13 protein-coding genes are annotated in these 12852 nt (G+C 69.4%); 8 read left to right on the forward strand and 5 right to left on the reverse strand.

The genetic code is table 11. The annotated features are described in order from the left end of the window. Positions 1-31: 31 nt before the first annotated feature. Positions 32-235, reverse strand: a complete 204-nt coding sequence (locus NZH93_RS05490; protein WP_259621803.1) for a type II toxin-antitoxin system antitoxin — start codon at positions 233-235, stop codon at positions 32-34. Positions 236-242: 7 nt separating this feature from the next. Further along, positions 243-1166 carry an SPFH domain-containing protein gene (locus NZH93_RS05495; RefSeq protein ID WP_259621804.1) on the reverse strand — a complete coding sequence of 308 codons (924 nt, stop codon included), beginning with the start codon at positions 1164-1166 and terminating at the stop codon, positions 243-245. A gap of 97 nt (positions 1167-1263) precedes the next feature. Here NZH93_RS05495 and NZH93_RS05500 point away from each other — a divergent pair, with 97 nt between their 5' ends. From NZH93_RS05500 to NZH93_RS05525, 6 genes are all read left to right on the forward strand, one after another. After that, the gene (locus NZH93_RS05500; RefSeq protein WP_259621805.1) at positions 1264-1725 is read left to right on the forward strand and encodes a GNAT family N-acetyltransferase; all 462 of its coding nucleotides are present in this window, start codon (positions 1264-1266) and stop codon (positions 1723-1725) included. Between the two features lie 49 nt (positions 1726-1774). Next, entirely contained in the window at positions 1775-3139 is a 1365-nt protein-coding gene (locus NZH93_RS05505; protein WP_259621806.1) for a polysaccharide lyase 6 family protein, read from the forward strand. A gap of 318 nt (positions 3140-3457) precedes the next feature. Further along, positions 3458-5116: a circularly permuted type 2 ATP-grasp protein gene (locus NZH93_RS05510; RefSeq protein ID WP_259621807.1), complete on the forward strand. Its 1659-nt coding sequence runs from the start codon at positions 3458-3460 to the stop codon at positions 5114-5116. Then, a complete protein-coding gene (locus NZH93_RS05515) occupies positions 5116-6066 on the forward strand; it encodes an alpha-E domain-containing protein (protein WP_259621808.1) in 951 nt (316 codons plus the stop codon). Before NZH93_RS05510 ends, NZH93_RS05515 begins: the two co-directional genes overlap by 1 nt. Further along, positions 6063-6905 (forward strand): transglutaminase family protein, encoded by an 843-nt coding sequence (locus tag NZH93_RS05520; protein ID WP_259621809.1) that lies wholly within the window; start codon positions 6063-6065, stop codon positions 6903-6905. The genes NZH93_RS05515 and NZH93_RS05520 overlap by 4 nt, the downstream gene beginning before the upstream one ends. Before the next feature lie 32 nt (positions 6906-6937). Further along, positions 6938-7699: a DUF4142 domain-containing protein gene (locus NZH93_RS05525; RefSeq protein ID WP_259621810.1), complete on the forward strand. Its 762-nt coding sequence runs from the start codon at positions 6938-6940 to the stop codon at positions 7697-7699. A gap of 85 nt (positions 7700-7784) precedes the next feature. Here the strand turns inward: NZH93_RS05525 and NZH93_RS05530 are convergent, their stop codons facing one another. Continuing rightward, entirely contained in the window at positions 7785-8222 is a 438-nt protein-coding gene (locus tag NZH93_RS05530) for a type II toxin-antitoxin system PemK/MazF family toxin (protein ID WP_259621811.1), read from the reverse strand. Positions 8223-8323: 101 nt separating this feature from the next. On the opposite strand from NZH93_RS05530, the gene lepA reads away from it, so the two are divergent. Beyond that, complete coding sequence (lepA, locus tag NZH93_RS05535; RefSeq protein WP_259621812.1) at positions 8324-10159, forward strand: translation elongation factor 4; 1836 nt, start codon at positions 8324-8326, stop codon at positions 10157-10159. Between the two features lie 183 nt (positions 10160-10342). On the opposite strand, the gene NZH93_RS05540 is transcribed toward lepA, so the two are convergent. Together NZH93_RS05540 and NZH93_RS05545 are read right to left on the reverse strand one after the other, a co-directional pair. Then, the gene (locus NZH93_RS05540; RefSeq protein WP_259621813.1) at positions 10343-10573 is read right to left on the reverse strand and encodes a hypothetical protein; all 231 of its coding nucleotides are present in this window, start codon (positions 10571-10573) and stop codon (positions 10343-10345) included. A 126-nt stretch (positions 10574-10699) separates the two neighbouring features. Then, positions 10700-11137, reverse strand: a complete 438-nt coding sequence (locus NZH93_RS05545; RefSeq protein WP_259621814.1) for an HD domain-containing protein — start codon at positions 11135-11137, stop codon at positions 10700-10702. Positions 11138-11377: 240 nt separating this feature from the next. On the opposite strand from NZH93_RS05545, the gene NZH93_RS05550 reads away from it, so the two are divergent. Then, on the forward strand, positions 11378-12844 hold the full coding sequence (locus tag NZH93_RS05550; RefSeq protein ID WP_259621815.1) for a chitinase: 1467 nt from the start codon (positions 11378-11380) through the stop codon (positions 12842-12844). Positions 12845-12852 lie beyond the last annotated feature (8 nt).

A 12852-nucleotide genomic window follows, 5' to 3' on the forward strand; every position in this document is an offset into this window, starting at 1 on the left:
CCGCGCGCCCCGTGGGGGGTCGCGCGGCCGGTCACTCCTCGGGTTCCTTGCGCGGTCGGCCGCGCTTGGGCTGCTCGGCCGCCGTTCCCGGCAGCCTGCCCGCTTCCTTGAGCGCGCGCCTCAGCAGGAACTCGATCTGCGCGTTGGCGCTCCGCAGCTCGTCGCCCGCCCACCTGGTCAGCGCGTCGTGCACCGCCGGGTCGAGTCTGAGCAGGACGCTCTTGCGCTCTACCACGTCGTCCTCAGGTGTACAGCGATCCCGTGTTGACCACGGGCTGGGTCGACCGGTCGCCGCACAGCACGACCAGCAGGTTGGACACCATAGCCGCCTTGCGCTCCTCGTCGAGTTGGACCACGTTGTGCTCGGCGAGCTTCTCCAGCGCCAGTTCCACCATGCCGACCGCGCCTTCCACGATCCGCGACCTGGCCGCGACCACGGCGCCCGCCTGCTGCCGCTGGAGCATCGCGTGGGCGATCTCCGGCGCGTAGGCGAGGTGCGTGAGCCGCGACTCGATCACGTGCACGCCCGCGGCCTGCACCCGTGCCGCGATCTCGATCGACAGCGTCTCGGTGATCACGTCGGCGTTCTCCCGCAGCGACAGCCCGGCCTCGTCGTGGTTGTCGTACGGGTAGCTGTTCGCGATGTGCCGCACGGCGGTCTCGGTCTGGATGCCGACGAACCGCACGAAGTCGTCCACCTCGAACATCGCCCGCGCGGTGTCGTCCACCTGCCACACCACGACCGCGGCGATCTCGATCGGGTTGCCGTCCGCGTCGTTGACCTTCAGCGCCGACGTCTCGTGGTTGCGGATCCTGGTCGACACCTTCTTGCGCGTGGTGAACGGGTTCGCCCACCGCAGCCCGTCCGTGCGGACCGTGCCGACGTACCGCCCGAGGAACTGGAGCACCCGCGCCTCGCCCGGCGCCACCGTGAACAGCCCGCCCAGCGCGATCCCCCCGGCCACCGCGACCAGCGAGCCGGCGATGATCAGGAAGACGCTGGGGTCGTCCGGATCGCTCACCACGCTGAGCACGATCGTCGCCGCGCCCACCAGCGTCACGGCGAACCCGATGAAGAACGCCGGGATGCCCGCCAGCCCCAACGCCTCGCGCTCCCTGATCGCCGGTGCGGGCATCCGTTCCACTATGTCGGTCGTCGCGTTCATCGTCCCCACCCCTTGTCCTCGTCCTGCGTGCTATTAAAGTGATATCACTTTGATAGGGCCGCGTGCAACCTCCGGCCTCCTGGGGCGTCCACTCCGCATGGGGAACCTCGTCGTGCGCGCGGCCAAGGCCGCCGACTCACCCGCCATCGTCGACATCCACGTCCCGGCCCGCCGCAGCTACTACGAGGGCCACCTCCCGGAGACCGAGCTGCTCGAGTGGGAGCAGGTGGTCCGCGCCACCGGCTACGCGGACCGGATAGGACGACCCGGCCGGACCTGGCTGTGCGCGGAGGACTCCGGCGTCGTCGTCGGGTTCGCGCTGGTCGCGGGCCCGGAACTGCTCCAGCTCCAGGTACGGCCCGCCGACTGGCGCCGGGGCGTCGGCAGCGCGCTGCACGCCGCGTGCGTCGACATCTGGCGGGCGGCGGGCGTGCCGGTGGCGGGCCTGGACGTGTTCGAACCCAACACCCGCGCCCAGGGCTTCTACGTCCGCCACGGCTGGCGCGAGGTCGAACGGGGCGGGGAGCCGTCGCACGTCCGCATGGCCCTCGACCTCTAGATCGGCTACCGTGCGGGAGCCGCCGCCAGCGGACCCTGTGGAGTTGGCAATGAGGCGAGTTCTCCCTGTGATCCTGTCGGCCGCGGTGATCTGCGCGGCCGCGGCGGTTCCCGCGTCGGCGGCCGTGGTGCGCGTGACGAGCCTGGCGGCGCTGCAAACCGCGTTGAACAACGCCGCCCCCGGCGACCGCGTCGAACTCGCGGACGGTTCGTACACCGCGAGCACCCCCATCGCGATCAAGAGGTCCGGCACGTCCGGAGCGCCGATCACCGTGACCGCGGCGAACGTCGGCAAGGCCGAGATCAAGGGCAGCACCGGCTTCTCGTTCGCGGCCGGGCTGCACGACGTGGTGCTCCAGGGTTTCACCCTCCGCCACGGCGGCGGCCTGTCCGTGCCCGGCGACGCCCACCACCTGCGGCTGACCCGGAACTCCGTGCAGCTCACGGGCGGCGGCAACTGGGTCACGGTCAGCGGTGACGACGTGGAGGTCGACCGCAACACGTTCCAGAACCGCAGCACCGAGGGCGTGTTCCTCCAGATCACCGGCCCCGGCACCGAGATCGCGCAGCGGACCCGCGTGCACCACAACTACTTCGCCAACCACACCTTCGCGGGCTCCAACGGCGGTGAGTCCATCCGGCTCGGCTACAGCCACAAGCAGTCGAAGTCCGCGCGGGCGGTGATCGAGCTGAACCTGTTCGAGAAGGCCAACGGCGACCCCGAGGCGATCTCGGTGAAGTCGTCCGACAACGTCATCCGGCACAACACGATCCGCGACAGCACGGGGTACATCGTGCTGCGCCACGGCAACCGCAACCTGGTCGACGGCAACGTGCTCCTCGGTTCGGGCATCCGCTTCCACGGCAACGACCACCTCGTGGTCAACAACTACGTCTCCAACCCCGGTGACCGCGCGATCGTGTTCGGCACCGGCAGCGAGGCCGACAGCGGCCCGACCAGCACCGGCCACGACCGGCCGGACCGCGTCACGGTCGCGTTCAACACGCTCATCGGGACCGGGCAGGTCGTCGACAACGACGGCGGCGCGTTCCTGCCCAAGGACTGCGTGCTGGCCAACAACATCGTCCGCGGGACCGCCCAGACGCGGCTGATCGACATCGCGGGCGGGTCGACGGTGAAGTACGAGGGCAACATCGTGTTCGGCGCGACGGCGGGCATCCCCAGCGGCTACCGGAACGTCGACCCCCGGTTGGTCGTCGACGCGGCTGGGCTCTCACGGCTGTCGGCGGGCAGCCCGGCGATCGACACGGCGGTCGGGAGCTACCCGACCGTGACGACGGACTTCGACCCGCACGCGCGGACCGGGGCACTGGACGTGGGCGCCGACGAGTTCGGCGGATCGGTGGCGCGGAAGCCGTTGACGAAGGCGGACGTGGGTCCGGGCGCGGCCTAGAGCAGGCGTTCGGCCATCGCGGCGACCGCCTGCGCGTCGCAGTCGTCCAGGAGGGCGCGCAGGGTGGTCGCCGCGACCCGGCGTGAGCACGCGCCGACCCGGGCGAAGGGCACGTACTCAGGGTTCACCTGACCGCGCGTTTCGATTCGCAGCACGGGCGACGTGCTCGGTGCGGGCTCCACGTGACCGTTCTGGTCCCGGCGGTCACCCCGCGTGACCGATATGTCGAACTCAGGATGTTTCCGCCACGTTTCCGTCCTGGACTTCCCCTGCCGCGGGTAGTGCGCAAACGGCTCTCGGCGGGTCAGTATGTCGACCATGGAACGTCGAACGCGCACTTCAGCACTGCGGCGCAGCCGTGCCGTGACGGCCTCGCGGTTGAGCAAGCTGTTCGACGGCTACCTGGATCCGGATCGTCCGCACGCGGACGCGTACGACGAGATGTTCACCTCCGACGAAGGGGTCCGGTCGGCGTACCGGGCGCTGTACGAGTCGATCGCGCCGTCGGAGGTCGAGGACCTGACCGCTCGGTCGGAGGCGTTGGGGCGGGCGTTCGTCGACCAGGGCATCACGTTCTCGCTGTCGGGGCAGGAGCGGCCGTTCCCGCTGGACCTGATCCCGCGGATCCTGACGGCGTCGGAGTGGACGAAGCTCGAACGGGGCATCGTGCAGCGGGTGCGGGCGATGGAGATGTTCCTCGCCGACATCTACGGGGACGCGCAGATCGTGCGCGACGGGGTGCTGCCGCGGCGGTTGATCACGTCCTGCGAGCACTTCCACCGGGAAGCGGCGGGGATCAACCCGCCGAACGGGGTGCGGATCCACGTGTCCGGGGTGGACCTGGTGCGCGATGAGGACGGCGTGTTCCGGGTGCTGGAGGACAACCTGCGGTGCCCGTCCGGGGTGTCGTACGTGATGGAGAACCGCCGCACGATGGCGCGCGTGTTCCCGGACCTGTTCGCGCGGCACCGGGTGCGGGCCGTCGGCGACTACGCCGTGCACCTGCTGCGGGCGCTGCGCAACGCGGCGGCGCCGAACGCGGCCGACCCGAACGTGGTCGTGCTGACGCCCGGTGTGGCGAACTCGGCGTACTTCGAGCACTCGCTGCTGGCCAGGCAGATGGGCGTGGAACTGGTCGAGGGGCGGGACCTGTTCTGCCGCGACAACCTCGTCTACCTGCGGACCACCGAGGGTGAGCGGCAGGTGGACGTGATCTACCGCCGCATCGACGACGACTTCCTGGACCCGGTGCACCTGCGGCCGGACTCCGTCCTCGGGGTGGCCGGGCTGCTGAACGCGGCGCGGGCGGGCAACGTCGTCATCGCCAACGCGATGGGCAACGGGGTCGCGGACGACAAGCTCGTCTACACCTACATGCCGGAGATCGTGCAGTACTACCTCGGCGAGAAGCCGCTGCTGCCGAACGTGGACACGTTCCGCTGCTGGCTCCCCGAGGAGTGCGCGCACGTGCTGGACCACCTGGACGAGCTGGTCGTGAAACCCGTCGAGGGGTCCGGCGGCTACGGGATCGTGTTCGGCCCGTACGCGACGAACAAGGAGCTGAACTCCCTGCGGAAGCGGATCAAGATGAACCCGCGGGGGTGGATCGCGCAGCCGGTGGTGCAGCTCTCGACGGTGCCGACCAAGATCGGCGACCGGCTGATGCCGCGGCACGTCGACCTGCGGCCGTTCGCGGTCAACGACGGCAACTTCATCTTCGTGCTGCCCGGCGGGCTGACACGGGTCGCGCTGCCGAAGGGCAGCCTGGTCGTGAACTCCTCGCAGGGCGGCGGTTCCAAGGACACGTGGGTGCTCGCGCCTCGGTCGTCCACTGTGGAGCGCGAACTGGCCGAGCCGGGGCTCGCGGGCCCGCAGAAGGTGGCCGCCATCGCCGCCGAACAGGGACCGGAGCTGTCGAACTCCCAGCAACAGCAACAACAACAGCAGCAGCTTTCGCACCGGACCGAGGAGGCCTGATGCTCGCTCGTAACGCGGAGTCGCTGTACTGGATCGGCCGGTACGTCGAACGCGCGGACGACACGGCCCGGATCCTCGACGTCTCGGTGCACCAGTTGCTGGAGGACGCGACCGTCGACCCCGACGCGACCAGCCGCCAGTTGCTGGCCGTGCTGGGCATCGAACCGCCGGACGACGGCAAGGTCCTCGACGTGTGGTCGCTGACCGAGCTGGTCGCGTACTCGGGCGAGAACGCCGGGTCGATCGTGGCGTCGGTCAACAGCGCGCGGGAGAACACCAAGGGCGCCCGCGAGGTCGTGTCGAGCGAGATGTGGGAGTGCCTCAACACGATGTACAACGCGGTGCCCGAACGGCAGCGCTACGCCCGCACGGTCGGCCCGCACGCGTTCTTCTCGTTCGTGGAGGAGCGCGCGGCGATGTTCGCCGGGCTGGCCGACTCGACGATGAGCCGCGACGACGGCTGGCGGTTCCTCGTGCTCGGCCGCTCCGTGGAGCGCGTCGACATGATCGTCCGGCTGCTGCTGTCCCGCGTCGGCGACAAGGCGTCCTCGCCGGGCTGGGTCACGGTGCTGCGCTCGGCGGGAGCGCACGACACGTACCTGCGCACCTACCGGGGCGCGTTGGACGCGGGCAGGGTCGTGCAGTTCCTGCTGCTCGACCGGCTGTTCCCGCGCTCGGTGTTCCACGCGCTGCGGCAGGCGGAGTCGTGCCTGGAGCACCTCGACCACCAGCCCAGCGTGCGGGTCGGCGCGCGCGCCGAAGCGCTGAGGCTGCTCGGTCAGGCGCGCAGCGACCTGGAGTTCCTGCGCCCGCACGACCTGCTCGAAGACCTGCCTCGGCGGCTCAAGGCGTTGCAGACGACCGTCCGCGACGTCGGCGAGGCCGTCTCCCTCCAGTACTTCCACTCCGTGCCGTGGGTGGCGTGGACCAACGCGAAGGTGACGTCATGAGCTGGCGCGTGCGGGTGGTGCACACCACCGGGTACCGGTACGACCTGCCGGTCACCCAGTCCTACAACGAGGCGCGGCTGACCCCCCGCGGCGACCGGCGGCAGAACGTCGTGGTCAGCCGGGTCGAGACCACGCCCGCGACCAGGGCCTACCGGTACACCGACTACTGGGGCACCGAGGTCACGTCGTTCGACCTGCACGCGCCGCACGTGGAGCTGAAGGTCGTCGCGTCGTCGGTCGTGGAGACCGGCGAGGAGAACGAGCCGATCCGCTCCGGGAGCTGGCCGGACCTGAAGGCCGACGCGCTGGTCGACCGGTACACGGAGTTCCTGGACTGGACGTCGTACGTGCCGAAGGACAAGGAGCTCGCGGCCGTCGCGCGGGAGCTGCGCAAGGGCGCGACCCCGGCGGACGCGGTGCTCGCCGCGTGCCACTGGGTGCACGAGCAGCTCAAGTACCAGCCCGGCACGACCGGCGTGCACAGCTCCGCGGTCGACGCGTGGCGCGCCCGTGAAGGCGTCTGCCAGGACTTCGCGCACCTCACGCTGGTGCTGCTGCGGGCGATGGGCATCCCGGCCCGGTACGTCTCCGGCTACCTGCACACCAAGCCGGACGGCGCCGTGCGCGAGACCGTCCGGGGCGAGAGCCACGCGTGGATCGAGGCCTGGACGGGAGGCTGGTGGGGGTACGACCCGACCAACGCCATCCCGGTCGGGCCGAGGCACATCTGGGTGGCCCTGGGCAGGGACTACGCCGACGTGGCGCCCCTCAAGGGCACCTACTCCGGCGGGTCGGCGTCGGCGTTGGACGTGACGGTGGAAGTTACCCGGTTGGCTTGAACCCCTACCGCGTCTCATCCGTAGTCAGGGGCATGCGCCTCCTTCGATCTGCTGCCGCGTCGCTGGTCGTTGTCTTCGCCGCGCTCCTCCTGCCTCTGGCCGGGACCGCGATCGGCCAGCCGGTGAACACCGAGGTCGAGCAGACCCAGTGGGGGCCGCTTGACGCAGCGGCCCGCGACATGTTGGTGAAGGTCCGCCTCGCGGGCCTCTGGGAAGGCCCGGCGGGCCAGATGGGGGTGGAGAAGTCGGCCAACCCCCTCGTGCAGGAGGCGGGACGGCACCTGATCGAGGGGCACACCGACCTCGACGCGCGCGTGATCGAGCTGGGCAAGATGCTGAACGTCCCGCTGCCCACGGCGCCCAACGCCGACCAGCAGGGCTGGCTCCGCGAGATGACCGCCGCCCCCGCGGGCAGCGAGGAGTTCGACAAGGTCTACGCCAACCGGCTCCGCGCCGCGCACGGCAAGGTCTACATCTTCCTGTCGCAGGTCCGGGCGGGTACCCGCAACACCCTGATCCGCGACTACGCCGACGTCTGCATGCGCACGGTGCTCGACCACATCACGGTGCTGGAGAAGACCGGCAAGGTCGACTTCACCGACACCAAGAACATCCCGATCGCGACGATCGCCCCCGCGGCGGGGGCGGCGGCCACCCCGCAGGTCAAGACCGCGGTCGGCCCGGAGATGAGCATGCCGCTCATCGTGGTGATCGGCGGCGTCCTGATCGTGGTGACGCTCGTCGGGCTCAGGATGCTCCTCGGCGGTCGCGCCAAGCAGCGCTTCCGCGGCTAGCGCCCCCTCAAGCCAGCGGTTCGACGTCCCGCTGGTCGCGTCCCCCCGTGCCTCGCCCGGCACGGGGGGACGCGACTCGCGCGGGTCAGCGCCAGCCGTGGCGCGAGCGCAGCACGTCGACCACCTTGCCGAACCGCTCGGGCTCCAGCACCGAGCCCTCGCGGCGGATGTCGTGCTCGTCCAGCTCGAACACCCGGTCCAGCCGCAGGTAGGAGTGCCGCCCGTCGCGGTCCCACTGGCCGGAGCCGAGGTCGAGCCAGTCGTCCAGCTCGTGGTCGTCGGGTTCCTTGCTGGACAGCATCAGGCCGAGCAGCGAGCGGCGGTGCCTGCCCACGACCAGCAGCGGGCGGTCCTTGCCGCGCCGCGGGTCCTCCTCGTACGGCACCCACGCCCACACGATCTCGCCCGGATCGGCGAGTCCGTCCAGGTCGGGGGAGTACTCCAGGGTGGCGGCGACAGCGGCCGAGTGCACCTCGCGGACCGCGCCCTTCAGCGGGCGGGCGTCCTCTCCATTTGCGAACACCGGCAGAGCTTATGGCCTGGGTCTCACCTGAGCAGGTAAAAGCGGTAGCCCGCGCCATGAGATGATGTGGTGTCCCCCGTCCTATTGCGCGAGGAACTTGAGTGAGCACGTTCGCCGACAAGACGTTCACGCCTCCGGAGCTCATCCGGAACTTCTGCATCATCGCCCACATCGACCACGGCAAGTCCACCCTGGCCGATCGGATGTTGCAGATCACCGGCGTCGTCGACCCGAGGTTGATGCGCGCCCAGTACCTGGACCGCATGGACATCGAGCGCGAGCGCGGCATCACGATCAAGGCGCAGAACGTGCGCCTGCCGTGGCAGGTGGCCGAGAAGCCGCACGTGCTCCACATGATCGACACGCCCGGCCACGTGGACTTCACCTACGAGGTGTCCCGAGCGCTGGAGGCCTGCGAGGGCGCCGTGCTGCTGGTGGACGCCGCGCAGGGCATCGAGGCCCAGACGCTGGCGAACCTGTACCTGGCGCTGGAGAACGACCTCGCGGTCATCCCGGTGCTGAACAAGATCGACCTCCCGGCGGCCGACCCGGACAAGTACGCCAAGGAGATCGCGCACATCATCGGGTGCGACCCCGACGAGGTGCTGCGGGTCTCGGCGAAGACCGGGTTCGGCGTCCAGGAGCTGCTCGACGAGGTCGTGCTGAAGGTGCCGCCGCCCGTCGGCGACGCCGAGGCCCCGGCCCGCGCGATGATCTTCGACTCGGTCTACGACACCTACCGCGGCGTCGTGACCTACATCCGGGTCGTGGACGGCAAGATCACCCCGCGCGAGCGGATCAAGATGATGTCCACCGGCGCCGTGCACGAGATCCTGGAAGTCGGGATCATCTCGCCGGAGCCCAAGGCCAGCGTCGGTCTCGGCGTCGGCGAGGTGGGCTACCTGATCACGGGTGTGAAGGACGTCCGCCAGTCGAAGGTCGGCGACACCGTCACGTCCGAGCGCAAGGGCGCGACCGAGCCCCTCGCGGGCTACCGCGAGCCGCGGCCGATGGTGTACTCCGGCCTCTACCCGGTGGACGGCTCGGACTACCCGGAGCTGCGCGAGGCGCTGGACAAGCTCCAGCTCAACGACGCCGCGCTGACCTACGAGCCGGAGACGTCGGCGGCGCTGGGCTTCGGCTTCCGCTGCGGCTTCCTCGGCCTGCTGCACCTGGAGATCACCCGCGACCGGCTGGAGCGGGAGTTCGGGCTCGACCTGATCTCCACCGCGCCGAACGTGGTCTACCGCGTGGTCATGGAGGACGGCGCGGTGCACACCGTGACCAACCCGTCCGACTGGCCCGACGGCAAGATGGCCGACATCTACGAGCCGGTCACCAAGTGCACGATCATCGCGCCCAGCGACTACATCGGCGCGATCATGGAGCTGTGCCAGAGCAAGCGCGGCCAGCTCGGCGGCATGGACTACCTGTCGGAGGACCGCGTCGAGCTGCGCTACACGATGCCGCTCGGCGAGATCATCTTCGACTTCTTCGACAACCTGAAGTCCCGCACCCGCGGCTACGCGTCGCTGGACTACGAGGAGTCGGGCGAGCAGAGCTCGGAGCTGGTCAAGGTCGACATCCTGCTCCAGGGCGAGGCCGTCGACGCGTTCAGCGCCATCTGCCACAAGGACTCCGCGTACGGCTACGGCACGCAGATGGCGTCGAAGCTGCGCAAGCTGATCCCGCGCCAGCAGTTCGAGATCCCGATCCAGGCCGCCATCGGCTCACGGGTGATCGCGCGCGAGAACATCCGCGCGATCCGCAAGGACGTCCTCGCCAAGTGCTACGGCGGTGACATCACCCGCAAGCGGAAGCTGCTGGAGAAGCAGAAGGTCGGCAAGAAGCGGATGAAGATGGTCGGCCGGGTGGAGGTCCCGCAGGAGGCCTTCGTGGCCGCGCTGTCGACGGACGACGACAAGAAGAAGAAGTAGTAGCGACCGTTCGCACCGGAAGCGCCGTACGCCACTCGCGTGCGGCGCTTTCGCGTGTCCCGCGACGACGAAGGCCACCCTCGGCAGCGTTGCCGGGGTGGCCTCTGGGGTTGCGTCGAGCCGGTTGTCAGATCGCGGCCCTTCCGGGCGCGCAGACGCGTTCGACGGTGAACGGTGGCGCTGTCAGCTCCCGGTGCGGATGATCCGCTCCATCGACTGGCTGTGCAGGATCGCCTTGATCTCCGCGGCGTCCTCCGAGTCGTGCCGGTCCAGCATCGCGTCCAGGTCGAGCCGGTCGCTCGGCGTGGTGTAGCTGGCCAACTGCCGCTCGAGGCTCTGGCGGCTCATGCGGGCCGCGCGGCGGCTCGACAGGCTGTCGCGCAGTGTCCGGATGGCGGTCGTGGGGTGTGTCATCTCGTCCTTCGACTAGTGGTTCTCGATCTCTTGCACCACCCATCCTTCACCTTTTTCCGCACTTCTGCATCGATTCCGAGGGTGATCTGTCTCGCAGGATGCCGTTACATGTGGTATACGGCACGTTCACCCGTTCTCGTAATAATCCAGCAGTCGCAGGGCGGTCTCGTACTTCTCCCGCAGGCGCTCGCGTTCGCCCGGTTCGAGCAGCGCCGTCCGGTCCGGCGACAGGTTGTCGGAGATGTCCGCGCGCTTCACCACCAGCGCGATCGGGTCGGCCGCGACCCTGGCGAGGTAGGCCGACTGGGGCTCCTCGGGGAAGTGGGTCAGCGCCTCCACCGCGCGCACGACGATCGTCGGGCACTCCAGGTCGAGCAGTTCGTCGAGCGTGACGGTCGTGTCCTCCACGACGTCGTGCAGCACGGCCGCCATCTGCTCGGCCACACCGTCCACTCGGGTCATCACCCGCAGCGGGTGGTCGATGTACGGGTTGCCCGACTTGTCGACCTGGCCCTCGTGCGCCCGGCGGGCGAGGTTGACGGCATCCGGCAGCGTGAACGTCATGATCTTCCTCCGACCTCCACGGTCGGACGACCGTGTTGCCTGTTCGAGCCCTGCATTCCCAGTTCACCACGGGATAAACGCGTCGCGCCCCGGTTCAGGCCGTTTGGCCCAGTCGCGGCGGAGCCTTCGGCCCAACGCGCCGGGAAACCTTGACAGCTCGTAGTGGTCTAGTCCATTTTTCGGGTGGCCCACATCACGTGTCCGGGCCGCGGCCGCCGAAGTGGATCTGGTGAGGTGCACGTGGGTACGAAGACGAGACGAGCGCTGGTCGCAGTCCTGAGCGCGTTGGTGGCCTTCGCGGGCCTCGGCTTGATCGTCGTGGGCAACGCGTCCGCGGCGAACCTGGTGGGAAATTTCGGCTTCGAGGCCGGGAACACCAGTTCGTGGACCTGTTCGGGCGGCGCCTCCGCGGTGACCAGCCCGAAGCGGTCGGGGTCGTTCGCGCTGTCCGGCGCCCCCGCGGGGCAGGACAACTCGCGCTGCTCGCAGACCGTGACCGTGGTGCCCAACACCGCGTACAAGCTGTCCGCGTGGGTGCAGGGCAGCTACACCTACCTCGGTGTCACCGGCACGAGCACGGGTGAGAAGAGCACCTGGACGCCCGGTTCGGGCTCGTGGACGCAGTTGTCGCTGGACTTCACCAGCGCCTCGGCGACCACGGTGACCATCTACCTGCACGGCTGGTACGGCCAGCCGCCGTACTTCGCGGACGACGTCGCCGTGGACGGTCCGGGCACCCCGCCCACCACGACCAGCACCACGACGACCACGACCACGACCACCACGACGACCACCGGTCAGCCGCCGGTGACGTCGCTGCCCAAGCACGTGCTCACGGGCTACTGGCAGAACTTCAACAACGGCGCGCGGGTGCTGAAGATCGCCGACGTGCCGACCACGTACGACATCATCGCGGTCTCGTTCGCCGACGCCGTCGCGGGCACGCCCGGCGCGGTCACCTTCAACCTCGACCCCGGTTTGTCCAGCGCGCTGGGCGGCTACACCGACGCGCAGTTCAAGGCCGACATCCGGACCGTGAAGGCGCGAGGTCAGAAGGTCATCCTGTCCGTCGGCGGCGAGCGGGGCACGATCAGCGTCGGTGACGCGACCGCGTCGAACAACTTCGCCAACAGCGTGAACTCGCTGATCGCGAACTACGGCTTCGACGGCGTGGACATCGACCTGGAGAACGGGATCAACGCCACCCACATGGCGTCCGCCCTCCGGAAGATCCACGCGGGCGGCGGCAAGATCATCACGATGGCGCCGCAGACCATCGACATGCAGTCCACCGCGGGCGGCTACTTCCAGCTCGCGCTGGCGATCAAGGACATCCTGACGATCGTCAACATGCAGTACTACAACTCCGGCTCGATGCTCGGCTGCGACCAGAAGGTCTACAGCCAGGGCGGCGTCGACTTCATCACCTCGCTGGCCTGCATCCAGCTCCAGAACGGCCTCCGCGCGGACCAGGTGGGCCTCGGCCTGCCCGCCTCCCCGTCGGGCGCAGGCAGCGGGTACGTGTCGCCGCAGACCGTGAACAACGCCCTGAGCTGCCTGGCCAGGGGCACCAACTGCGGCGGCTTCAAGCCGTCGACCACGTACCCGGCGATCCGCGGTGCGATGACCTGGTCGATCAACTGGGACGCCAGCAACGGCTGGGCCTTCGCGAACGCCGTGGCTCCGCACCTGGACTCGCTGCCGTAGGCGTTATC

This window comes from Umezawaea endophytica, from assembly GCF_025061645.1.
Classification (GTDB): Bacteria; Actinomycetota; Actinomycetes; order Mycobacteriales; family Pseudonocardiaceae; genus Umezawaea; species Umezawaea endophytica.

Coding starts and splice junctions, on each gene's coding strand:
- NZH93_RS05495 (WP_259621804.1), bottom strand. CDS start 1,166: ATGAACGCGACGACCGACATAGTGGAACGGATGCCCGCACCGGCGATC.
- NZH93_RS05500 (WP_259621805.1), top strand. CDS start 1,264: ATGGGGAACCTCGTCGTGCGCGCGGCCAAGGCCGCCGACTCACCCGCC.
- NZH93_RS05505 (WP_259621806.1), top strand. CDS start 1,775: ATGAGGCGAGTTCTCCCTGTGATCCTGTCGGCCGCGGTGATCTGCGCG.
- NZH93_RS05510 (WP_259621807.1), top strand. CDS start 3,458: ATGGAACGTCGAACGCGCACTTCAGCACTGCGGCGCAGCCGTGCCGTG.
- NZH93_RS05515 (WP_259621808.1), top strand. CDS start 5,116: ATGCTCGCTCGTAACGCGGAGTCGCTGTACTGGATCGGCCGGTACGTC.
- NZH93_RS05520 (WP_259621809.1), top strand. CDS start 6,063: ATGAGCTGGCGCGTGCGGGTGGTGCACACCACCGGGTACCGGTACGAC.
- NZH93_RS05525 (WP_259621810.1), top strand. CDS start 6,938: ATGCGCCTCCTTCGATCTGCTGCCGCGTCGCTGGTCGTTGTCTTCGCC.
- NZH93_RS05540 (WP_259621813.1), bottom strand. CDS start 10,573: ATGACACACCCCACGACCGCCATCCGGACACTGCGCGACAGCCTGTCG.
- NZH93_RS05545 (WP_259621814.1), bottom strand. CDS start 11,137: ATGACGTTCACGCTGCCGGATGCCGTCAACCTCGCCCGCCGGGCGCAC.